Origin of the sequence: Nostoc sp., from assembly GCF_036916735.1 — a bacterium.
GTDB lineage: Bacteria > Cyanobacteriota > Cyanobacteriia > Cyanobacteriales > Nostocaceae > Nostoc.
In genome coordinates this window covers 1-21,797 of sequence record NZ_JBALFV010000061.1, presented here as the reverse complement: position 1 = coordinate 21,797, position 21,797 = coordinate 1, and the positions used below count along the sequence as shown (strand labels likewise).

Genomic DNA, 21,797 nt, shown 5'->3' with positions numbered 1-21,797 from the left:
ACATTACACCTTGCCTTCTTGCTCGTTTAAAACTAAGCTTTGATATTTTTATCCAGATGCAAGAATCAAGGTTTGATAAAGAGCATTCCAATCTTGTAAAAAAAGTTATATTAAATTTTAAAAAAAGTAACCAGTGCAGTTAGTGGCATTCAACTGCTTGACAAATTATTAAATTTACTATGTGCCAATAATTATCAGAACGCACCAAAATAACTGAGTAGGCAGATCACCAAAAACAGTTTTTAATGAATGCTTTGCCAAGCTTTGACTATTTTACTATCGACTTTTTCGCCATCTTCTAATACCAGTCTGATATCTAAGTTATTCTGTAAGACAGAAGATATCATCCGACTAAATGAAGATAATCTAATAATCTGATAGTTGTTAGTATCAGTCCGTTTAGAATTATCTTTTAACCTAAGGAGCATCAAAATATGGAAGTTAGCGCTCGTAATTCCTTCAAAGGAACTATTAAGGAAATTCACCCAGGAGCAGTCAACTCTGAGGTCATATTAGAAATTGTGCCTGGGGTGGAAGTAACTGCAATTATTACCAAAGAGTCGGTAGAGCATCTCCAACTTCAAGAGGGAAAACAAGCGATCGCTGTGATTAAAGCGTCAGATGTCATAATTGCTACAGAATAGTCCAAAATAAGTAAATAGGTTGTGGCGATCGCTTTATAAGCGGATCGCTACAACTTATCCAACTATTTTGGTAAAAGTTGTAGCGGGCTGCAAAAATAAAATTTAATAATCGAACGGCCTAAGACTCTGGTAGCCAAAAGGTAGTCGCTAGATGCAAACGGTGTTGAGTTGCATTCAAGGAAATAGGGGAAACCATATGCCAAGAGCGATCGCAACGTACAATAGCAACTGAATATTGAGGCAATGGTGGAACTTCTTTAACTACAGAAGTAGTCTGATTATCTTTAAGAACTTGAAAATACCCTCCCCACTCTGGGTTCCATCCCTCATTGAAATAGAAAAGTTGAGTTACATGTTTACGCGGGATATCTGTATGAGGACGGTTCCAGAATCCTAAATCATGTCGTGTTAAATAAATTGTTAGTGAATGGTTTTTCAAATCCAAATTAGTCAGATGCTCCATTGCCTCTCGATAATCAGGAGTGAGAAGTTCTTCAATCAATTTTTGCCAACTCAGACTCAAATCGCTGATATCTTGTAGACCTTTGTACTTACTTTCATCCAGAATGCAGCGTGCAAAAAACCTGTAGTCATCATATGTATATTCCGGGTATCCATCTGGCTCAAAGTCTCTAGCATGATATTCTTTATAGTTTGTAGTAGCAAAACTATTTGCTAGTTCAGATTGTACTGAAGTGTCAAGCAAGTTTTCAAATACAATCCATTTATAAGGAATTGACTGCATAGTTGCATTACTAATTGCACTCAAGTTTAACATAATCCCTCTTAAAAAACTTTCAAATAGTTTATTGCTGTTTAACTAAATATTGCTCCAAATCGTCTATCATCCGATTGGCTGCAAGGGGGCCAAACTGAACCCAGTAAAACCCCACCTCATGAACTTTTTTCTGCTGGACGACTTTTAACTTCGACCACAACGGTTTTGCTTTCAGTTGCTCAAGTATTGAGTGTAAATCCCTTTTGCCCAGTACGTCTTCTGATACTAGAAATAAAATATCCCCATCTAACTCACTCAAAAGTTCCTCTGATAAAGCGTATGCAGCAGGGCCACCCCCTAGACTCAGGGTTGCTTGACTATCTAAAGTTTGAGAGTAAGGACGTGCAACACCCGCATCTTTAAGAATAACTCCTGAAAAACTTGCCTTCGCCCACAGCCAAAGTGCATCAGTACGCAATTCGGCAACCGAGACTAAAGTTGTGTTCAGGCGTTCCCGCTTCGGGTTGCCGTAGGCATCGCCCATTTTTGCTTTAAACTGTTTTAAACGTGCATAATAATTATCCATTACCTGCTGGGCTGTTTTAGTTTTACCCAGAACACTGGCTGTGAAAGCAAAAGATTCTTTCCAAGCTCCACTGGCTCCAGGAGGAGCCAAAACTGTAGGTGCAATGTGTGATAACAGTGGATAAATATCTTGATGAAAATGCATACCAAGAATTAGGTCTGGTTTGAGAAACAAGACTTTTTCGATACTAGGAGAGAGCCAATCTACATCTTCAATACCTGATAGCGGCCCTACTAATCGCTGCAACTGTGAGACAAATGACTTTGAGGCAGCTATAGGTTTGATCCCCAACGCCAAAGCATTTTCTAAACAATCACCACTAAGCACAACAACTCGTTGAGGATGAGCAGGAACTATTGTCTTACCCATAAAGTGCTGAACTACTCGAACCTGACTTAAAGAAGAAACACTCTTAGAATCGCTAACTTTTGGGTAATTAAAAAAGAAACAACCGTTTAGCCACACTACCACAGCAAGCAACCCTAAAAGGGGCAGGGATATAACAAAACACTTGGTTAACCAATGAGTTGTTCTCATTAAAATTCCCACTTCACTGACAACTCTGCTGTATAGGGACGACCAGGAATAATTCTTTGGAGATAGTCAAAGCTTGCTTCATAATATCGAACATTAAATATGTTATTCAAGTTGAGTCCAATGCTAAAGTTATTCTGACGATAGTACAGAGCTGCATTGGTGAGAAAGTAGCTTGGGATCGTATATGTATCAAAATTATCAGGCATTTGATCTCCAACGTAGTTAAAGCCAATTCCACCTCCAAAACCTTTGAGAGAGCCAGTACCAAAGGTGTAAGTTGTCCACAAACTAGCGACATGCTGTGGTATTCCTTCTACTCGATTCCCGACTGGAAGATCATTGTCTTTGGTAATGCGTGCATCTGTATAACCGTAAAAGCCAATCACATTCCAACCAGGAAGAATTTCTCCGGTGACACTCAGTTCTACTCCCCGACTTCTTTGTTCTCCTGTTTGCACCTCAAAATCGGGATCGGTAGGATCGGTAGTCAAAATGTTAGTGAGTGTCAGATCGTATAAAGCAAGTGTTGCTGAGAGTTTGTTATTGAATAAATCAGTTTTAATGCCCACTTCATACTGAGTACCTAGCTGTGGTTTAAAAAGGTTATCATTTTTATCTGCACCCGTTTGTTGTTCAAAAGAGCGGCTGTAGCTGGCGTAGAGGGAGACAGGCGCTATGGGTTGATAAACTATGCCTACCCTTGGACTAAAGGCAGAATCAGACTGAACACTTGAGGTTGAAGCAATCCGATTAGCAAACTCATTCTCTACCAAGTCATAACGTCCACCCACAAGTAGTTTGAGGTTATTGGCAAGTGTCACTTGGTCTTGAAGATAAAAGCCTAAAGCATCATCTCTAAAGAAGACATCAACTCTTGCAAAAGTATCACCTAGTGGTTGACCATACACTGGGTTAAAGACATCAAGAGGGGCGGCAGCTGTTCTAAGTACACTAGTTCTTCGGGTTTGTCTAAATAAGTCAAACCCCACCAAAAGTTTATGTTTTATATTACCAGTGTTAAAATCACCAATAACATGAGTATCTAAAGTATAAGCTTCATACTCTGTTGGCTTTGGAAAAGTAGTCAGATCTCTTTCGACAGTGCGGTTGTCTGCTTCCAGCAGACTGGTAACACTTGTTTCACGTAAATCAAGGGTTAAAAATGCAGCTTGAAATGAATTACTAATAGACCAGTTATCGTTAAAGCGATGTTCTAGATTGTAATTATATCTATGAAGCTGGCGGTTATAGAAATCAGTCGGTTCCCCTAAATAACGGTTAATAGGGATTTTGCCATTTGGGTTAGGAAGTATAGTTGCACTAGCAATCTGCTCCAAACCAGTACCTAGCGACTGTTGTATGTCTTCATATTCTGAATCAAAAGTTAGATTTGTATTTTTCCCGATACGCCAATTAACAACAGGCGAAACGAAAAAACGCTTTTCATGATAAAAATCAGTAAAGTCTTCTGTGGTTCTGTAAGAAGTGTTTAAACGATACGACAGACTGCCATCTTTTGTCACAGGGCTAGAAAGGTCAAGTGAAGGTTCAAAAAGTTCATAACCACCACGCCTTACCTCTAAAGCATAGTAAGGTTGACTTAAAGGCTTTTTAGTAACTATATTAATGATCCCACCTGGATTGACTTGACCATAAATTACAGAGTTTGGCCCTCTAACAACTTCTACTCTATCTATATTTGTCAGCGAACTTGATAAAGCAGCAACATCTGCAAAGCGGTCTTTGACACCGTTTCTATAAACGTTTCTGGCTCTAAAACCTCGAATAGAAAAAGTGTCTGCAATTCGAGATGAAAAATTATTTTGGACAACGCCAGCATTTGAGAGTATCCCAATTAAGTTACGCGGTTGTTGCTCTTCGATAACTTGTTGAGGAATCACCTGAACCGAAGCAGGAACATCACGCAATGGCGTATCTGTTTTCGTTGCAGTAGTAGCATCTGGTACCCGATAATTTGTATCTCGTGGAGCAGTCACATTTAACTCAATGGGCTTTTCTGGCTCTGTTGTAGATGGTTTTTGTTCTGGCGTTGTTATTGGCTGTTGAGCAGTAGAAGTACTAGGAGTCACCCCAAAAACTAAACCTTCTTTTGTACTATCAAACAACTCCACCGCAGGCGCACTCATTTCCCCTGTCACCGTTACCCGCAATGTGTTCGCATCTAAATTTGCAACCGTTACTTCTGCAATTCCGGCTACTGGCTTTGATTGTCTAAAATCCCCACTTCTTAGTTGCAACTTGGCATTAGGGATATCTGCAATATAGGAATTACCCTGAGTTTTCGGTAAAACTTGTAATTTAAGAGAATTAGCTGTGACTAAAATTAACTCTATCCCTTTATCGGTAGAGTTAACCTGAACATCCGTAACTAATACCACATCTGTAGTTGCTTGACTAAGTTCGGAAAATTTATTTTGAATTTTGAATTTTGAATTTTGAATTGATTCATTCTGCTCTCTGGGTACTCTCCATAAATATGAAGCATCAGTTTTAGGAAGCTGTAGCTGATTCAATGTTTGAATTTCTTTAAAAACTTCACTTGAGCGTACTAAAGTTTTTTTGACTAACGGTTGTTCAGAATATGCTGGATTGGCTAAAGTTACAGAAAGAACAAATATTAACCAGCAAACAGCAGGATATTTTAGTCTGATAAACATTTTTACACACACCACTTAGTGAATACTCGGTATTGAAATTGATAATTAAGTATAATTTTCCTTTCAGTCCATAGCTTGCAATTATTACTGATTGAGTTGGTAAAAAATATATTTATACCAACCCAATTATTGTAAAAATATATAACTTTTCAGTGTTTGCGTCTTATTCGAGCCGGAATTTTTTTTATTCCATCCGGAATTTTTATCTTTGACAGGACTTAGGACTTATTCCAAACTTCTTACGAAAAGCATTACTAAATGAAGGTAAGCTAGCATAACCTACTGTTCTGGCTACTTCTGTAACATTCATATTTCTTTCAATAAGCAGCTTATAAGCTAGTTGCATTCGGCAGTGATGAAGGTAGCCAAACACCGTAGTCCCAAAAACCTGCTTAAAGCCTTGCTTCATTGTGCAATCATTTAAACCTACTTGTCGTGCTAGTTTAATAAGAGATGGTGGGTTGTCTAGATGTTTCAAAAGAATTTCTCTAACATGATAGATGCGGTCAATATCTGATGGCTTGAGTTTATTAATCTGGAAGTAACCTTGGTTGATTTGTACTTCTTGCTCGACTACCATTGCTACCAGTTCCCAAACCTTACCTTCAAGATAAATTTGTTTAGTAAAGCCTTGGTATGGACATTGAAGAATTTGCTGCACCGCTAAAAGCATTGCAGGAGTTTGAGTTCCATAGCGTTCATAAGTTGGTTGATCCCAACGTCTAATTAGATGTTGTAATTCTTTAGGAAGTTTACCAGATGTATTTTCTGCAAAGCTATGAAACACATTTGGATGTATATGAATAGCTACTTCTACTACCCGCGCTGATGGCTCGAATACAGCGCACTCAGATGCCATACCACTGCCACTTAAAAAGTATTCTCCTGTCTTGAACTCAAGGTTTTGAAATTGGCTATCTACTAAAAGAAAGAATAGAAATTCTAATGGATGTTTTCGCTCATGACATTTTAAAATGAATGATTTTGGCTGCTGATAATTGGAAATGTCTAAAGATATGCTATCTCGTAGCTGAATATGTCGCCAATACCCTTCCCCAAAATGATATTTTCTGATAATATCAAATTCATCGTCACTCTCATTCTGTTGAATTATCTCTGGTTGGTACAGTAGTTTTAAGTAATCTGCTTGCGAGAGTATTAATGTCATTGTAATGGTAAGCTACTATGAAGTATTTAAAGAGTCAAAATAACAGAGACTTGGCTCATCAAGTAGATTCGGTTGTTTATAAAGATGTTGTTTACGAATTTTCCGAACAAGAACTACTACCACACACTAGACATGAAGGATCGCGATAAGAATGTCGTTTGGCAAATTCCATTCGCATCAAGTCGATTGTCAGCAGTTGTGACAATAGGGGTTGACTAAACTTAGTAATCAGCTTTATTACCTCTAATGCACTAAGACAAGCTAGTGTCCCAGAAACAGCACCGATAACCGAGAACCCACGCTGATTCCAATCAGGCTTTTCTGGGAACAAGCATGATAGACAAGGAGTGACACCAGGAATAATCGTTGTCAGGTAAGCTTCCATTCCGTCCATTGCAGCTTCCACCATTGGTTTTTGCCAGCGCACGCAAGCCTCATTGAGCAAGTTCCGCTCTGTGAAATTGTGGGCGCAATCAACAGCTACATCAGCAGATTGCACTAAAGAATCTACATTCTCTTTTGTAACGTAGTCATGAACTGCTTCCACCTGAATATCAGGATTAATAGCTTGCAGAGTTTCTTTGGCTTTGAGTACTCTTGGCTTACCTATCCAATCATTTGTCATCAGAACCTGACGATTCATATCATCTAGCCGTAAATCACCACCCCGAACTAGGATTAGCCGCCCAACACCCGCTACTGCTAAATAAAGCGCTGATGTACCGCCTAATCCTCCTACACCTGTAACCAAAACCGTTGCAGACTTCAAGCGCTTTTGTCCTGCTTCTCCAAAATTGGGAAGCATCATTTGGCGGTGATAGCGTTCTAACTCACTGGGTGTTAAGTTCATCGCTTTTTACCTCTTTATCAGTCGTAAAATCTACCACCTAGTTGGTAGCAAGTATTGTAGTTGTCTATACATTTTTCTAATTTAGTACCTGTAAAGTTGGTATTTATTTCAAGCATCATTAAGGGAGCTATGTGCAATGCTCTTTGTCCTGGGTTGAATAGACATAGAAGTGAAAAAGAATATAGAGATGTAGCACTGCTACGTCTCTACAAGGGTTCTAGGTAACGCATATTTAATTTATAGAGATGTTTAATGCCCAATGAAATAATCCCCACAGCAAAGCGTGGGGCGTTTGAAGTAAGCTGTCACGCCTACAAGTTGCACTATTTTCATTGTCAAAAAAAGCTGCAAACCCTCTTTCTTGCTCCCAGCAATAACTACCCCCCTACAGTCTCAATGTACGCTTACTTCGCCCTACTGGAGTGATCGCAATCCTAAGAGGCGCAGAGAACACAGAGAAAAGAATATCTTACAGTTAAAGCTGCTACAAATGGCTTATTTAGTAATTTTAACGGTACGGTAGCTTAACTACTCGTTTGGGTAGTAAGAAATTAGCTCTAAGAGTTAATAAGATAATTCCACTAATTGCTGCAAAAAAATGACCACTGCGCGAATATTAAAAGGAATAAATTGCTCTATTAGCTCTGTGTATCTAAGTATATTTTGAGTAATTGCAGATATTAAACCAATTTGCATTCTTGGTACGCCCCGCTACGTTCGCCCTGGTCTGGTAGAGAACAGAGCAATTACATTTTGTGATGGGGATTTAGATTTAGGCTTCTATTCGCGCTACTTGATAGAAGCAGGGGACTTAAACCCCAAAACTAGCTTAAGCTGAAGAGTATCTTAGAGATAGAAGTTTGATTTTTGTTCGGTGGCGATCGTGAATACAGAGAAATTCCTGCAATTGATGGAAAAACAGCACTCATGTCCTCAGACACTGCCAAAAGGTCTGCAAGCAATGTGGTATGACAAGAAAGGTGATTGGAGCAAAGCTCATGAAATAGTTCAAAATGCCAGTGATGCTGATAGTGGCTGGGTTCATGCTTACCTGCACCGCAAAGAAGGCGATTTAAACAATGCCCATTTCTGGTATCGTCGCAGTGGTCAGCCGGAGTTTTTAGGAGAACTAAACCAGGAATGGGAACAAATAACTTCTGTATTGCTAAGGAAAGTGAACGCGACAGATGAATTCTGAGGAACTAAAACGGCGTTTTGCCGCAGGAGAAAGATATTTTCCAGCCGTCAACTTGAGTAGAGACAAGTTGATTGGAGCCTATTTGCCTGGAATCAATTTATGGGGTTGTGACTTGAGTGGAGTGAACCTAGCTAAAGCTAAACTCTGGGGAGCAGATTTGAGTAGAGCTAACTTAGCCAAAGCGAACTTGACCAGAGCTAATTTGAGCGGTGTCAAACTCAATGAAGCAAATCTCCGGGGAGCAAAACTCAACTATGCTAAGTTGTATGGAGCGAATCTGACTGGCGCTTACTACGATGACAGCACGCGGTTTTCTAGAGGTTTTGACCCGATTAGTCAAAATATGCGAAAGGTGTGAAGGGGATTAGGGAGTGGGGATTGGGGATACTTCTTTTCGAGAGGCTGCGCCAACGACAAGCGGTAGTTGAATCTCGACTTGGCGGCAGTTGAATCTCGACTCCGCTCGATTACCGCGTAGCCGAAACTCGATTACCGCGTAGCCGAAACTCGATTTTTGCACAGTCGAAACTCAGTGTATCGCTGGGGACTGGGAACTAGGAAAAAGTTTTTTAAAATTAGTGGTGGGTAAGAGTAGCCACCATAATTTTTCAATTTGGCATCCATCCCCAGTCCCTAATCCCCAATGCCTAGTCCCCTTTAAATAACTGATTTTGATACATGTTGATCTGAGCCATCTAACATAGACGATATCAACATTTGTTCAAAAACTTTGGAAAGAGCAGTTTGAAAACGTTGACGATGCTTGAGTTTGAAAAAGGGTCGAACTATTTCTGCGTAGGTGTAGCCCGCCGTATGCATCGCACTTTTGCCTTCTCTATTATCAATCACTCGAATTGCCCGCAGAGTTTCCAACTGTATTTCTTTTTTTACCATCAACTCAGAAATTCCAATAGCACCAACACCATCTTCGATCGCTGCTTTTGTCATCTCTCCACTGTTTAACACTAAAATTACATTTAATTCACTGAGATTGATTCCCCAATTTTGTAGGGCTTCCTCAAACCTTTGCTGAGTTCCAGAACCTGGTTCTCGCATCACCCAAAGGGTTTGAGTCAATTGGGTTAAGTCAATTTCTCCCCACTCAAACCAAGGATGTTTTTGACCTACTACAATTTGTAAGCGATCGCTCCCCACTATTTCGTACTCCAGAGTACTCTGAAGCGCTGGCTTCACATCTCCTTCCACCAAACCCAAATCAAACTGCCCTGTCGCCGTTCCCATACAAATCTCTTCTGTATTGGCAAGGCTACAGTTAATCTGGATACCGGGATATCGGCTTTTAAACTCACTAATCTTGCTTGGTAGCCAGTAGTTACCAATTGTCAGACTTGACCCTAATTTCAACTCACCCCGTTGCAGATTGTTCAATTCTCGCAATCCCCTTTCAGTCAAGGAGACTTGGTCAAGAATTTTTTGTGCTTCCACTTGCAGTAATTTACCAGCCTCAGCAATCTCGATATGGCGACCAATCCGATGGAACAGTTTCACACCGTATTCTTGCTCTAAGTTGTGGATTGCTGCACTGACGGCAGGTTGTGTAATATAAAGCTCCTCTGCTGCACGAGTAAAGTGTAAGTGCTGCGCCACAGCCAGAAAAATCTTTAACTGCTCAAGCGTCATTCCTGCCATTTATGGTATTCCTACAACTTGGTGTAAAATTTTTAATCACTTTCATTTATCATTTTGACAAACAAAAGCATTTGATTCTATCGGTTAGTTTGACTAAAGTATAAATCAAAGCTTTCTACCTAGTCATTGGTCATTTGTCCTTTGTAAATGACCAATGCCCCATGCCCAATTACCAAGTATGAAGATAAGGACTTCCACAAATGAGCGATTTCGTAACTGCAATTACCACGGGGATTACCGCATTCACTGCCACCAACATCGATGATATTGTCATTCTGACGTTACTTTTTTCACAAATAAATAAAACGTTCCGCAGTCGTCATATCCTGGGTGGTCAGTATCTCGGTTTTGCTGCATTGATTATTGCTAGCCTTCCCGGCTTCTTCGGTGGACTAATTATACCGCAGGACTGGATTAGATTACTTGGTTTAATGCCAATAATCATTGGTGTGAGTAGTTTACTAAAACGCGAAGAGGATTCACCAGAGGAAGCCGAAGAAGAAACCAAGCCGTCTTGTCCCTCTATAATTTCCAGTTTTTTCTCCCCGCAAACATCCAATGTAGCTGCGATCGCCTTTGCCAATGGTAGTGATAATATCAGCATCTACGTGCCCTTGTTTGCCAACTCAGAATTAGATAGTCTGCTGGTAATACTAAGTGTATTTTTTACAATGGTGGGTGTATGGTGTTATACCGCCTACAAGTTAACCTACTTGCCTGCGATCGCTAACTTTTTAACAGAGAATGGCAATACTTTTGTGCCTTGTATATTAATTGGACTCGGTATATTTATTGTTACAGAGAATGTTACTTGGACTCTTTTATCTGTAGTTTCTAGTTATATATTTTCATTTATTTTAGGTTTCAATACTCAGCCGTCGAGTGAAGAACAAGAAAAACTAATTATCTAAGAAGAGGTGCATCATAAATTTTTTCAATAAAATGAATTCTAAACTACAAAATATCTTACCTTTCAACAGGAGTCAAAACATGAAAATCTGGAAATCTCTGCTAATTGTCTTGATGATTTTTGTGAATCTCGCCTTTGCTCAACCTTCTTTTGCCGATCGACCAAAGTTTAGCAAAAACCCTGACTATATCGAAGTTACTAAAGCTCTGAAAGAACTCTCTCAGACAAAAGATGCCCAAACAGTTGAAAGTCTTACACCAGAAGAAATTCAAAAAAGAACCGAAGAATTAACACTGCAAAAATATGCTTTAGAGACGGGAATCAACTGGGGTCAATGCGACAACCAAACAGGTAATACCATAGCTGTATATGGCAAAACACCGAATGAAGAAGATGATGAAGATGCCGTATACGACAATAATCTGTATTTTCTAGCTAATGGTCAGTCCACTGAAAACAAATGGGATTGTGATGGCATCTATCTAGCGAATGATGTCAAGGTAGCAAATTTCACTTCTAGTCCTAATGGGCAAGGTCAAGAATTGACAGGCCCGGCTGCTCTAAAAATACTTGATGGAACGCAGTTAGTGATTAAGACGAATCTAGATACTGCTGCAATTGACTTAAATGTTCCGACTGTGAAAGTTCTTAACAGTAAAAAGGCTAATTGGTTCATCCCAGATATATCGCAGGCTATCATAAATACACGAGTTCCTAATGCGCCTAGCAATCAGTCTTGAGATAGAACTGCATAATCTATTTTTAAATGATTGTAATCAATTTTAATAGGGTAACAGCCAATATCAGAGATAAAACAGGACACGCAGTAGTGAAAAACCTCTCTAATATTGGTTGTTTTATTTATGACATTTTATTACTTACACTTACTCTAACCATCAATTACGAATTATTCACTCAGGCTTGTTTTATTTCGATATCTGCATTAAAATGAATTTTGAGAAAAATGTATAATTACAACAGAAATATTTCATTAGCGCAACTATTGCGCTGGGTGCAAATCATCTAGAAAGAGATTTGCTATTACCTCCGTATTTTTTTGATAAGAGCCGCTTTGGGGATAAGGGTGTTATTGATGCAGTTAAAATCAAAACCTACAGAAGAAGATAAAGATAAAAAAAAGCCAGGACGACTGAATCCTTCCCGAATTCGAGATCACTTGGCAAATGAGCGTACTTACCTCGCTTGGATGCGTACAGGAATTGCTCTTTTAGGTTTTGGTGTCGTCATCGTGCGTTTGCGTGCTTTCCAAGTACCTTTAATACCCCGTCCTGGCAACGGCTGGAAGTTAGGTTTAGTCTTCTCGCTAGTGGGTTTGATTACCGTGTGGCTATCAACGGCACACTATTTTGCTGTCCGTCGTGATATCGAAGAAGATACTTATGAACCGACAGACCGTTGGGTGTTGCTGTTCAGTCTTGCTGTGATGATTCTCGGCGCTGGAGTAATTTATTTTGTTTTTACAACTTCTTTAGATCCATCAAGTCCACTTATCCCCGAGTGATGGTAAGTAGGTAGCATAATTGAAACATCCAATAGACATTTCCTGCCACACTGACGCCGTTCTGGGACTCGGGACACAACGACTAGCGGTAGTTGAATCTCGACTCCGCTCGATTACCGCGTAGCCGAAACTCGATTTTTGCACAGCGATGCACTGAGCTTGTCGAAGTGTCGAAACTCAGTGCATCGCTCTTCACTAGGAAAAAGTTTTTGAAATTTGGTGGTGGGTAATGAGCAATCACCATAATTTTTGACTTGATACCCAATCCCCAATACTTCTCTTCTTAGGCTGGCTGCGCCCTAAGCGTAGCTATGCCGCAGGCTTTACGGCTTACCTCGGCTTACTTCGACTACGCCCAATACCAGAAGCTGCGCCCTAAGCGTAGCTATGCCGCAGGCTTTACGACTACGCCCCTCGGCTACTTCGACTACGCTCAGTACAAGTCCGCTTGGCCCAAGCTCAGGACAAGCTCGGTACAAGTCGGTACAAGTCGCTCAGTATAAGTCCCTAATCCTCAGTCAAGAGTCCCCTTTACTTTATTTACGCCTAGCTACTTATTTTTAAAACCGCACCTTATACAACTCGAATAATTCCCCTGATTTGTGCGTTACAATTTTAGCACCAGCCGCCTTAATAGTTTTTTCACACTTAGCTAAAGGCTCTAAAAACACCTCAGCCCCTAAATAGGTTTCCAAAACTGCCCAATCTTCTGCTAAAGGCTGTTCTAGATTGAGAACGTCAAACACAAAATGTCCACCTGGTTTTAATACCCGCTTGACTTCTGCTAACACAGCATTCCAGTATTCAAGGGGAAAATAGCAGCTAAATCCTGTGGCGATCGCAATATCAAACTGCTCTGATGGATAGTTTAACTGATGGGCTGCTCCCAATTCAACACCTTTGAACAGCTTGGAATTCAACTGTGGCCCACGAGAATTAAGGGTATCGCGTGCCACATTACTGATTTCTTGCCCATAAAAAAATGCTTGCCAATCCCGCCAAGGATAGATTAAAAAGCTGATACCACAACCGATATCTAAACAGTGCTGGTTTTTTTGAGGTTTAGCAATTTCCCAAAAAGGGGAAGCAATTCTTCCTGAGAAACTACCTCCAATCCACTCACGGAATATTGGCATCGCCTGTACTTCTGCTGGGAGTTCAAAGGTTTCACGTTGATACTCCCGGTTAAAACGATAGGCTACTTGCACTAATTTTTCTTGCCAGTCGCTTGAGTGATGGGCGGCAAAAAGATTTTGTAACTGTGAATCGGGCTTTTTAGACATTCGTTATTTATTTTACTGAACTGATATTTGTAGTAAAGCAGATTGAAATGGCTGCAACAGAATGCCAAGAATCTTGTCAACATCACTAATATAGTATTCCATTATATCAATGTATGCTGTTAGTCCTTCCAACATTAAAAACCGCCAGTTGGTTCCGCTAGTAACAACGCCATATATTGCCTTAACTTCTTGTTGAATATTTTGATTGAATAATTGGGCAGCTATCATGGTGGCAATACATTGTCCTAAACCACTTTTGATATTTTCATTTTTGGCCTCAACAATTGTAATGACAGGAGCTTTAATGTAAAACTGTTCTTCAGAACTACAGAGAATGAAATCACAAAAGCCATTCAATCCTTTACTAGCATCTACATCAAAATCTGTACCGGAAAACAGAGAAATTTGATAATTTAACTGTCGTCTAACTTCCGTTAAAACTGGCATAATGAGTAATTCTGAGCGGGCTTTTTCAGTATTAATAGCAGTTGCTAATTGAGTATATTCTTCTAAGAGCGTCGTTAGAGTTGCGGAAGGTTGAATAGGCAACACATCTCTGAAAAGATTGCGCTTTTCATCAATTACAAATTGAAAAGTCTCTCGAACTTTGGCAAGTGTGAAATCACTGTATGCCATCTGCAACATCCTCAATGATTTATTAAGTTAACTCTAACAGTTATGCAGACAATATAAACGGCTGTAGGGTAGACATTATAATGCCTACCCGACAAGCTAGCTTTTAAGCAAACAGACTTAAGATTAGCCCAAATCAAAAAGCAAGATTTCGCCGCCAATGTTGGTGCTAATTTCTAGCTGTTCTTCGCCGTTGATTTGCACTCCATCGCCTGCTCTGAGTTCTTCACCATTTAAGTTAACTATACCTTGCGCTATTTGTAACCAGGCATAGCGACCAGGTTTAACTTGATAATTAACAACATCACCTGAGTCTAAAACAGATGTGTATAAATCAATATCTTGGTGAATTGTCACAGCACCATCACGCCCATCTTTAGCAGCAATTAAGCGTAATTTGCCGCGCTTTTCTTCCAGAGGAAAAGCTTTTTGTTCATATCTTGGTGTCAACCCTTGTTGATCAGGAAGAATCCAGATTTGTAGCAAGTGTAGTGGTTCATTTGGTGAGGGATTAAATTCGCTGTGACTGATTCCAGTACCAGCGCTCATAATCTGTGCATCACCAGGACGAATCACCGATCCAGTACCCAAGCTGTCTTTATGCTCTACAGCACCTTCTAAGACATAAGTGAGGATTTCCATGTCACGATGGCCGTGGGTAGGGAATCCAGCACCAGGGGCGATGCGATCATCGTTAATCACTCGCAGAGAACGAAATCCCATGCGGTTGGGATCGTAAAAACTACCGAAGGAAAATGTGTGATAACTATCGAGCCAGCCCATCTTAACGTGACCACGAGCGTTTCTATCATGAATTAGATGGCTAATTGTATTTTGAGACATATATTTACCTCGTTGTTGATGAGTATTTAGTTAAGAGCCACGCAATTTTAGATTTTAGATTTTGGATTGAAGGAAAAGTCTAAAATTGGCAGAGTTAGGAATTGGATGGAATTAGCAGACCTTTTCAGTAATCTAATAACTTATTCAAGTTGCAGTATTAATCTTGATGTATCACTTGTCGAAAATATTCTGAAATTTTTTGACTGTGCCAATTTTAGATTTTGGGTAATGGAATAATGGAATTGGTTTTTCGGTACAAGCCCCGCACCCTTGTGGTCGGGGTCAATCCAAAATCGTAAATCTAAAATCCAAAATTGATTGACCTAGTTTTGAACTATTTCAATAGTAAAGTATATATATATAAAAAGAAAAGTACGCACTTATAAGTGGCGTACTTACCAAAAAGATACTAATAGATTTATGAAAGACTACTTTTATCAGAAGTGCTTATCTTACACCAGCAGGGATCTTCTGAGTGGTAGTAGTAGCACCCGCTTTGCCATTTTCTCCCTTAATTTCTGCTACTTGCAGATGAGCTTCTAAGAACCAGAGTCGTTTGTCAATGGCGCGGGAGATTTCGGTGTAAAGATCAGCAGTATCGAGATCGCCTAAGTCATCAGTTTTATCGATCGCTTCCCTCAGATGTTTAGCATAAGATGCATAGCGATCTGCCAAGGCTGTCACATGGTCTTTGCCATCCAAAATATCCAAGGGATATTCTGGCAAAATCGAATTACTAGCTGCGGCGCGAACTGTTCCAAAAGCGTATCCGCCTAAAGCTGTGACGCGTTCAGCTACCATATCGATGTACTCTTCCAATTCCCCAGCAAGTTCATCAAATAATAGGTGTAGCTGATAGAAGTCAGTTCCTTTAACATTCCAGTGCGCTTGCTTTGCTTGGGTTTTTAGATCCGAAGTAGCTGCCAAGCTTTGATTGAGAAGTACCACGATTTGCACTCGCGCTTCGGCGGGAATGTCAATGCGGGTAGGGTACAAACGTGATGTAATAGTGTTGTCGCTCATGGATCTTACGTTAATGCCTTTTATATGTAACTCTACAGAATTGCTTATCTGTGCGAAACTCTCTGACGACAGATTGAATTAACGCCTGAATGTGTTACGGTTTATTACTATTAGTTAAATACGATGGTTTTTTATGGTATTAAATGTACCACCGAAGAGACGATCGCGAATTACATCATTGTGCAAAAAGTCATGAGGAAAACCTAGTTCAATTTGACTCACTTCGTTTAAACGTTGCAAATGTTCTGGGGAAAGGTTGACATCTAAAGAAGCTAAGTTATCTTGAAATTGCGTTAATTTACGTGCCCCAATTATCGGAATAATTATACCACTTTGAGCGTGTAACCAAGCTAATGCTACCTGTGAAGGTGTGTGTCCAATTTGGGCTGCAACTTCACTGACAACTTGAGCGATCGCTAAATTCTTTTCAGAAACTTCTCCCCCTAAACTCGCTACTCGCCCTTGTTCACCGCCTTCTTGACTGGGTTTGTTATATTTTCCTGTCAGCACACCACCCCCTAAGGGCGACCACGGTGTTACTGCTAAATCCAAAGCTTTTGCCATCGGAATCAAGTCCCGTTCTGGTGTTCTTTGAATTAAACTATACTCAATTTGCAGGGCAACAAACTGCGTCCATCCTTGGTATTGAGCAATCGTATTTGCTTGGGAAACGATCCAAGCGGGTGTGTCAGAAATACCGATATATAGTACTTTACCTTGACGCACTACATCATCAAGTGATCGCAATACTTCTTCAATAGGTGTTGTGAAATCCCAAGCGTGTAACCAGAATAAATCAATGTAATCAGTATTAAGTCGTTTCAGGCTACCTTCTAAAGACTGAATTAAATTCTTGCGATGATTTCCACTGGCGTTAGGGTCGCCCGTTTTGTCATTCATCTGCAAGGGAAAGGAATATTTTGTCGCAACTACAAAGCGTTCGCGTTCTTTAGCAATCAACTCACCGACAATTTTTTCACTACTACCATTGGTATAACCATTGGCGGTGTCAATGAAATTTCCCCCTGCTTCTACATAGCTATCAAAGATTTTACGACTCTCGTCAACAGATGCACCCCAACCCCAATCTTCACCAAAGGTCATGGTTCCTAAGGAGAGTTCAGAGACTCTTAACCCGCTTTTGCCCAAGAGTTTGTATTTCATGAATATTTTCTGATTAATGAAAAAACTATAGCATTTACCATTCCAAAAGCATGATAACTGGAAACCAGGAGTAATGTTTGAAGACAAGCTTTTTAGTATTTGTATTATCGTATTACCTAAATGCGAGCGCTTACATTGTGAATACAACGGCCGCCTTGTGAATGCGATCGCTTGTATTGCTAATGTGACGATCACCTTGTTAATTGACAGGACTTACGCAATAACTCTCTGAAACTCTTATTCCTTTGTGTTCTTCTCTACGAGACGCTGCGCGAATGCGTCCTTTGCGGTTCGTTTTATCATGATTTGGCGTAAGTCCTGATTGAGATGGAAGCTTAATTTACGCAATAATTATCTGAAATTCTGATTCCTTCCTGTACTTTGCAACGGCAGTCGCTACAATAAGCCTACGTCAAGTCAAAACAAGACCTATGACCTACACCTCGCCCAAGCTACTTACCTTCGAGGAATTTATAGCCCAATATGGTGATAATACACGCTACGAATTAATCGACGGACAACTAAGAGACATGGAACCTACAGGGCCACACGAAGCTGTTGCAGGTAGTATTGCTGGTAGAATCTATGTCGAAATTTTTAATTCTAATTTCAACTGGCTAATTCCAAAAACATGTCTAATTAAACCACCTGCTGCTGAAGCTACAGCACTGCGTCCTGATGTAATTGTTTTAGATAAAGCAGAACTTAGTAAAGAGCCACTATGGCAAAAAGAACCTATTATTTGTAACGGCAGTACTATTAAGCTTGTTGCTGAAGTTGTGAGTACTAATTGGCAAGACGATTATGCAAGAAAGGTGGAAGAATACGCTTTTCTTAACATCCCAGAATATTGGATTGTGGACTTTCGTGGCTTAGGTGGCTTGCAATTTATTGGCAATCCCAAACAACCCACATTCACTGTTTGTCAGTTAGTTAACGGTGTCTATCAGCAGCAACAATATCGCTTATGAGATAGTATTTCATCTGATATATTGCCAAATTTACAACTTAAGCTAGATGACATTATGCATTATTTAAAAAATTAAATTTTGTTTTGACTGAGGGGAATAGGATTATTTAGCACTGCTTTACTGAGACAAGAGCGATCGCCAGGGTTTTCTAAGCTAAAATACCAAAGTTGTATTTATACACATTTGACAATTCAATTGTTTTTATGAATTACTACGTAATCTACGATGGCAATTGTAATCTCTGCGTTACCCTAGTGCAATTGCTAGAAACCTTAGACCAAGGAAAGCTGTTTCGCTACAGTCCTATGCAAGATGAGCAAACACTTTTACAGTGGGGAATTACAGCCCAAGACTGTGAACAGGGGATGATTTTAATTGATGGTAATCAACCTCAAAGACGTTGGCAAGGTAGTAACGCCGCAGAAGAAATTGGGCGGTTATTGCCAGCAGGAAGTATATTTGTAGACGCTTATCGAGCCTTACCGGGGATGAAATGGGCAGGCGATCGCTTTTACGAACAAATCCGCGATAATCGCTACACCATTTTTGGTAAGCGTTCTAATACATATCAATCGGCATACTGTGTGGATGGTAGCTGCAAGCTGTAGGTAGTACAGGTGAGGGGATTCCCAGTCTAAGGCAGGAAGCAGTTCTTGCTAGCTTCGCCGTAAGCGTCAGCCGAACGGGAGCAGGGAAATGTATTGGCTTTGAGACAAATACGCATTATTTATCGTCGTACTTTCCGTTCAAAATAAATATTTTTCCCTTAAGCATAAATACCTTTATTAGCTCGTAATCCCTGGCTGGTAGGGAATTCCAGCATCTTTCTCCCCCTGCTCCCCTGCCTCTTTGGTCATTAGAGAGAATTAGTTTTGGTAAAAAATCCGCCTACAGGTGCTAGCTAAAAGCGCGGTAGACCAACCATTATGCTATCTGGCGTGTTTGTAATTGTGCAATCAATGACATTTGCGATAGCCGTTCGCGCTAGCGTCTCCAAAGGAGAAGGCTTAAGCTTTGCTTATCGCCACCGGAAAGGGTGGGTACGCCATCGCGCCACGATTCGGCACAACAAACTGAACTGATGGGAGGATACTGCGTGAGAATTGGTGCTAACTACTTGGGTGACGGAGAGTGTGAATTTACAGTTTGGTCTCCGCTATTAGAGAGCGTCACAGTACAAATTTTGACGCCAGAACAGCAGTTAATTCCCCTCAAGCCTCAGTCTGAGGGATACTGGCAAATAAAAGTTAACGATGTATATCCAGGCACACTTTATCGGTATGTCTTAAATGGACAAGACGCTTTTGCTGATCCCGCGTCGCAGTGTCAACCTGAAGGGGTGCATGGGCCGTCTCAAATTGTCGATCAACAGTTTGAGTGGACGGATGAAGGGTGGACTGGCGTTCCTGTGGAGTCGATGATTTTTTATGAACTCCACGTTGGCACATTCACGCCTGAAGGAAATTTCACCGCCATTATTCCCCGCTTACCAAAACTGCGGGAACTGGGAATTAACGCCATTGAAATCATGCCCATCGCTCAGTTTCCGGGAGACACCCATATTGAGGCTTCTCTGACATATCGCAATTGGGGTTATGATGGCGTTTACCCTTTTGCTGTCCAAAATTCCTACGGTAGCCCAGCCGAACTTAAGCAACTGGTAAATGCTTGCCACCAAAACCAGATTGCTGTAGTGCTGGATGTGGTGTATAACCACTTTGGGCCAGAAGGCAACTATATGAGTCAGTTCGCGCCCTACTTTACTAAAACCTATAAAACGCCGTGGGGCGATGCGATGAATTTCGACGATGCCTATAGTCAGGGCGTGCGAAACTATTTCATCCAAAATGCGCTGTATTGGTTGGGCGAATTCCATATTGATGCATTGCGGCTGGATGCCACTCAAGCAATTTACGATTTGGGAGCCAAGCATTTTTTGTGGGAACTGGCGGAAGCAGTTCATCATTTTTCCCAACAAGGGCAAAGATGGAAACGCCATCTAATTGCTGAAAGTGATTTGAATAATCCCCAAATGATTCGTCCAGCAGAATTGGGTGGGTACGGACTTGATGCCCAGTGGAGTGATGATTTCCACCATGCATTACACGCACTTTTAACAGGCGATCGCCAAGGATATTATCAAGACTTTGGGGAAACTGCTCAGTTGGCGAAAGCTTATGAAGATACTTTTATCTACGATTGGAAATACGCACCACACCGTAAGCGATTTCATGGCGTATCTTGCCGCGATCGCCCCCTATCACAATTTTCTGTCTGCATCCAGAATCACGACCAAATTGGCAACCAAATGAAAGGAGAACGCCTCAGCCAGCGAGTCTCTTTTGAGGGATTAAAGTTAGCTGCTGGCGCTGTGCTACTGTCGCCCTACTTACCCCTGTTGTTCATGGGAGAGGAATACGGCGAAACAGCACCCTTCATTTACTTTGTCAGTCACTCCGATCCAGATTTAATTCAAATGGTTCGAGCCGGACGCAAACAAGAATTTGAAGCATTTCACTACGCAGATGATCCCCCAGATCCCGAATCGGCAGAAACTTTCCTAAAGTCTAAACTTAACTGGGAATTACACAATGAAGGTAAGCACAAAGTTCTCTGGGATTGGTATCGCCAGTTAATTAATTTACGTAAGACGCATCCAGTACTTTTGAATCAAGAGCGTAACTCCATCGAAGCGACTAACGATAAAGACAAGGAGTTGGTTATCGTGCGTCGTTGGTGCGAATCGAGTGAACTAATATTTGTGATGAATTTCAATTCGTCTTCAATGACAGTGAGTCTGCCGTTTGAGCAAAATGCTCATAAATTGTTAGACTCTGCTGATACCTCATGGTCTGGGCATGGTTCTAAAGCTCCTGAACATCTGTCTGTGGGTCAAGAAGTGAAATTGCAACCTACTAGTTTAGTACTCTATGAAAAAGGATGAAGGGGATTAGAACTTAAAGTTTCAGCCTCATAACCTCAACGTTCGAGTAAAAAGGCTTAACGTTCAAGCAAAAAGGCTTAACCTTTGAGTAAAAAGGCTTAACGTTCAAGCAAGAAGACTTAATGTTCAAGCAAAAAGGCTTAACGTTCAAGCAAAAAGGCTTAACGTTCAAGCAAGAAGGCTTAATGTTCAAGCAAGAAGACTTAATGTTCAAGCAAAAAGGCTTAACGTTCAAGCAAGAAGACTTAATGTTCAAGCAAAAAGGCTTAACGTTCAAGCAAAAAGGCTCAAACTCCCCTATCCCCTTACAGACGCGATAAATCGCGTCTCTCCCTCATTCCCCACTTTGTACAGACGCGATTCATCGCGTCTCTCCTTGAGATTCATCGCGTCTCTCCTTGAGATTCATCGCGTCTCTCCTTGAGATTCATCGCGTCTCTCCTTGAGATTCATCGCGTCTCTCCTTGAGATTCAT

The 21,797-nt window shown here is 40.7% G+C and carries 21 protein-coding genes and 1 pseudogene; 10 read left to right on the top strand and 12 right to left on the bottom strand.

Annotated features, from left to right (window positions below; genetic code table 11):
* The first annotated feature begins 434 nt into the window (after positions 1-434).
* Positions 435-644: a TOBE domain-containing protein gene (locus V7L20_RS15085; RefSeq protein ID WP_334744866.1), complete on the top strand. Its 210-nt coding sequence runs from the start codon at positions 435-437 to the stop codon at positions 642-644.
* A 118-nt stretch (positions 645-762) separates the two neighbouring features.
* Here the strand turns inward: V7L20_RS15085 and V7L20_RS15080 are convergent, their stop codons facing one another.
* From V7L20_RS15080 to V7L20_RS15060, 5 genes are all read right to left on the bottom strand, one after another.
* Positions 763-1,422: a 2OG-Fe(II) oxygenase gene (locus V7L20_RS15080; protein ID WP_334744865.1), complete on the bottom strand. Its 660-nt coding sequence runs from the start codon at positions 1,420-1,422 to the stop codon at positions 763-765.
* Between the two features lie 28 nt (positions 1,423-1,450).
* A complete protein-coding gene (locus tag V7L20_RS15075) occupies positions 1,451-2,317 on the bottom strand; it encodes an iron-siderophore ABC transporter substrate-binding protein (RefSeq protein WP_334744864.1) in 867 nt (288 codons plus the stop codon).
* A 167-nt stretch (positions 2,318-2,484) separates the two neighbouring features.
* Positions 2,485-5,163, bottom strand: a complete 2,679-nt coding sequence (locus V7L20_RS15070) for a TonB-dependent siderophore receptor (protein WP_334744863.1) — start codon at positions 5,161-5,163, stop codon at positions 2,485-2,487.
* A 202-nt stretch (positions 5,164-5,365) separates the two neighbouring features.
* The gene (locus tag V7L20_RS15065) at positions 5,366-6,331 is read right to left on the bottom strand and encodes a helix-turn-helix transcriptional regulator (protein ID WP_334744862.1); all 966 of its coding nucleotides are present in this window, start codon (positions 6,329-6,331) and stop codon (positions 5,366-5,368) included.
* Positions 6,332-6,422: 91 nt separating this feature from the next.
* Positions 6,423-7,181 carry a HesA/MoeB/ThiF family protein gene (locus tag V7L20_RS15060; protein ID WP_334744861.1) on the bottom strand — a complete coding sequence of 253 codons (759 nt, stop codon included), beginning with the start codon at positions 7,179-7,181 and terminating at the stop codon, positions 6,423-6,425.
* A gap of 910 nt (positions 7,182-8,091) precedes the next feature.
* Here V7L20_RS15060 and V7L20_RS15055 point away from each other — a divergent pair.
* Positions 8,092-8,379 (top strand): hypothetical protein, encoded by a 288-nt coding sequence (locus V7L20_RS15055; protein ID WP_442943552.1) that lies wholly within the window; start codon positions 8,092-8,094, stop codon positions 8,377-8,379.
* Positions 8,369-8,737, top strand: a complete 369-nt coding sequence (locus V7L20_RS15050; protein ID WP_334744859.1) for a pentapeptide repeat-containing protein — start codon at positions 8,369-8,371, stop codon at positions 8,735-8,737. Before V7L20_RS15055 ends, V7L20_RS15050 begins: the two co-directional genes overlap by 11 nt.
* A 6-nt stretch (positions 8,738-8,743) precedes the next feature.
* Here V7L20_RS15050 and V7L20_RS15045 read toward each other — a convergent pair whose 3' ends face one another.
* Together V7L20_RS15045 and V7L20_RS15040 are read right to left on the bottom strand one after the other, a co-directional pair.
* Positions 8,744-8,899, bottom strand: coding sequence for a hypothetical protein (locus V7L20_RS15045; RefSeq protein ID WP_334744858.1), 156 nt, complete (start codon positions 8,897-8,899; stop codon positions 8,744-8,746).
* A 137-nt stretch (positions 8,900-9,036) separates the two neighbouring features.
* A complete protein-coding gene (locus V7L20_RS15040; protein ID WP_334744857.1) occupies positions 9,037-10,029 on the bottom strand; it encodes a LysR substrate-binding domain-containing protein in 993 nt (330 codons plus the stop codon).
* Positions 10,030-10,229: 200 nt separating this feature from the next.
* Here V7L20_RS15040 and V7L20_RS15035 point away from each other — a divergent pair, with 200 nt between their 5' ends.
* The 3 genes from V7L20_RS15035 to V7L20_RS15025 all read left to right on the top strand — a co-directional run bounded on the left by V7L20_RS15035 (position 10,230) and on the right by V7L20_RS15025 (position 12,461).
* Entirely contained in the window at positions 10,230-10,940 is a 711-nt protein-coding gene (locus tag V7L20_RS15035) for a cadmium resistance transporter (protein WP_334744856.1), read from the top strand.
* A gap of 79 nt (positions 10,941-11,019) precedes the next feature.
* Positions 11,020-11,679 (top strand): hypothetical protein, encoded by a 660-nt coding sequence (locus V7L20_RS15030; protein WP_334744855.1) that lies wholly within the window; start codon positions 11,020-11,022, stop codon positions 11,677-11,679.
* A gap of 353 nt (positions 11,680-12,032) precedes the next feature.
* On the top strand, positions 12,033-12,461 hold the full coding sequence (locus tag V7L20_RS15025; RefSeq protein WP_334744854.1) for a YidH family protein: 429 nt from the start codon (positions 12,033-12,035) through the stop codon (positions 12,459-12,461).
* A 560-nt stretch (positions 12,462-13,021) separates the two neighbouring features.
* Here V7L20_RS15025 and V7L20_RS15020 read toward each other — a convergent pair.
* From V7L20_RS15020 to V7L20_RS15000, 5 genes are all read right to left on the bottom strand, one after another.
* Complete coding sequence (locus V7L20_RS15020) at positions 13,022-13,744, bottom strand: class I SAM-dependent methyltransferase (RefSeq protein ID WP_334744853.1); 723 nt, start codon at positions 13,742-13,744, stop codon at positions 13,022-13,024.
* A 12-nt stretch (positions 13,745-13,756) separates the two neighbouring features.
* Positions 13,757-14,380: a hypothetical protein gene (locus V7L20_RS15015; protein ID WP_334744852.1), complete on the bottom strand. Its 624-nt coding sequence runs from the start codon at positions 14,378-14,380 to the stop codon at positions 13,757-13,759.
* Positions 14,381-14,503: 123 nt separating this feature from the next.
* The gene (locus V7L20_RS15010; protein ID WP_334744851.1) at positions 14,504-15,220 is read right to left on the bottom strand and encodes a pirin family protein; all 717 of its coding nucleotides are present in this window, start codon (positions 15,218-15,220) and stop codon (positions 14,504-14,506) included.
* A gap of 447 nt (positions 15,221-15,667) precedes the next feature.
* On the bottom strand, positions 15,668-16,243 hold the full coding sequence (dps, locus tag V7L20_RS15005; RefSeq protein WP_334744850.1) for a DNA starvation/stationary phase protection protein Dps: 576 nt from the start codon (positions 16,241-16,243) through the stop codon (positions 15,668-15,670).
* A 114-nt stretch (positions 16,244-16,357) separates the two neighbouring features.
* Positions 16,358-17,407, bottom strand: a complete 1,050-nt coding sequence (locus tag V7L20_RS15000; RefSeq protein WP_334744849.1) for an aldo/keto reductase — start codon at positions 17,405-17,407, stop codon at positions 16,358-16,360.
* Between the two features lie 431 nt (positions 17,408-17,838).
* Here V7L20_RS15000 and V7L20_RS14995 point away from each other — a divergent pair, with 431 nt between their 5' ends.
* The 4 genes and pseudogenes from V7L20_RS14995 to V7L20_RS32635 form a co-directional block, all read left to right on the top strand.
* Positions 17,839-18,378, top strand: coding sequence for a Uma2 family endonuclease (locus V7L20_RS14995; protein ID WP_334744848.1), 540 nt, complete (start codon positions 17,839-17,841; stop codon positions 18,376-18,378).
* A 203-nt stretch (positions 18,379-18,581) separates the two neighbouring features.
* On the top strand, positions 18,582-18,986 hold the full coding sequence (locus V7L20_RS14990) for a thiol-disulfide oxidoreductase DCC family protein (protein WP_334744847.1): 405 nt from the start codon (positions 18,582-18,584) through the stop codon (positions 18,984-18,986).
* A 488-nt stretch (positions 18,987-19,474) separates the two neighbouring features.
* Complete coding sequence (gene treZ, locus V7L20_RS14985; RefSeq protein ID WP_334744873.1) at positions 19,475-21,322, top strand: malto-oligosyltrehalose trehalohydrolase; 1,848 nt, start codon at positions 19,475-19,477, stop codon at positions 21,320-21,322.
* A gap of 172 nt (positions 21,323-21,494) precedes the next feature.
* Positions 21,495-21,746 (top strand): annotated as a pseudogene (locus V7L20_RS32635) (hypothetical protein); the annotation flags it as partial.
* Between the last annotated feature and the right edge of the window lie 51 nt (positions 21,747-21,797).

Coding starts and splice junctions, on each gene's coding strand:
- V7L20_RS15010 (WP_334744851.1), bottom strand. CDS start 15,220: ATGTCTCAAAATACAATTAGCCATCTAATTCATGATAGAAACGCTCGT.
- V7L20_RS15085 (WP_334744866.1), top strand. CDS start 435: ATGGAAGTTAGCGCTCGTAATTCCTTCAAAGGAACTATTAAGGAAATT.
- V7L20_RS14995 (WP_334744848.1), top strand. CDS start 17,839: ATGACCTACACCTCGCCCAAGCTACTTACCTTCGAGGAATTTATAGCC.
- V7L20_RS15055 (WP_442943552.1), top strand. CDS start 8,092: ATGGAAAAACAGCACTCATGTCCTCAGACACTGCCAAAAGGTCTGCAA.
- V7L20_RS15035 (WP_334744856.1), top strand. CDS start 10,230: ATGAGCGATTTCGTAACTGCAATTACCACGGGGATTACCGCATTCACT.
- V7L20_RS15020 (WP_334744853.1), bottom strand. CDS start 13,744: ATGTCTAAAAAGCCCGATTCACAGTTACAAAATCTTTTTGCCGCCCAT.
- dps (WP_334744850.1), bottom strand. CDS start 16,243: ATGAGCGACAACACTATTACATCACGTTTGTACCCTACCCGCATTGAC.
- V7L20_RS15060 (WP_334744861.1), bottom strand. CDS start 7,181: ATGAACTTAACACCCAGTGAGTTAGAACGCTATCACCGCCAAATGATG.
- V7L20_RS15080 (WP_334744865.1), bottom strand. CDS start 1,422: ATGTTAAACTTGAGTGCAATTAGTAATGCAACTATGCAGTCAATTCCT.
- V7L20_RS15025 (WP_334744854.1), top strand. CDS start 12,033: ATGCAGTTAAAATCAAAACCTACAGAAGAAGATAAAGATAAAAAAAAG.
- V7L20_RS15040 (WP_334744857.1), bottom strand. CDS start 10,029: ATGGCAGGAATGACGCTTGAGCAGTTAAAGATTTTTCTGGCTGTGGCG.
- V7L20_RS15030 (WP_334744855.1), top strand. CDS start 11,020: ATGAAAATCTGGAAATCTCTGCTAATTGTCTTGATGATTTTTGTGAAT.
- V7L20_RS14990 (WP_334744847.1), top strand. CDS start 18,582: ATGAATTACTACGTAATCTACGATGGCAATTGTAATCTCTGCGTTACC.
- V7L20_RS15015 (WP_334744852.1), bottom strand. CDS start 14,380: ATGGCATACAGTGATTTCACACTTGCCAAAGTTCGAGAGACTTTTCAA.
- V7L20_RS15070 (WP_334744863.1), bottom strand. CDS start 5,163: ATGTTTATCAGACTAAAATATCCTGCTGTTTGCTGGTTAATATTTGTT.
- V7L20_RS15065 (WP_334744862.1), bottom strand. CDS start 6,331: ATGACATTAATACTCTCGCAAGCAGATTACTTAAAACTACTGTACCAA.
- V7L20_RS15050 (WP_334744859.1), top strand. CDS start 8,369: ATGAATTCTGAGGAACTAAAACGGCGTTTTGCCGCAGGAGAAAGATAT.
- V7L20_RS15075 (WP_334744864.1), bottom strand. CDS start 2,317: ATGGGTAAGACAATAGTTCCTGCTCATCCTCAACGAGTTGTTGTGCTT.
- V7L20_RS15000 (WP_334744849.1), bottom strand. CDS start 17,407: ATGAAATACAAACTCTTGGGCAAAAGCGGGTTAAGAGTCTCTGAACTC.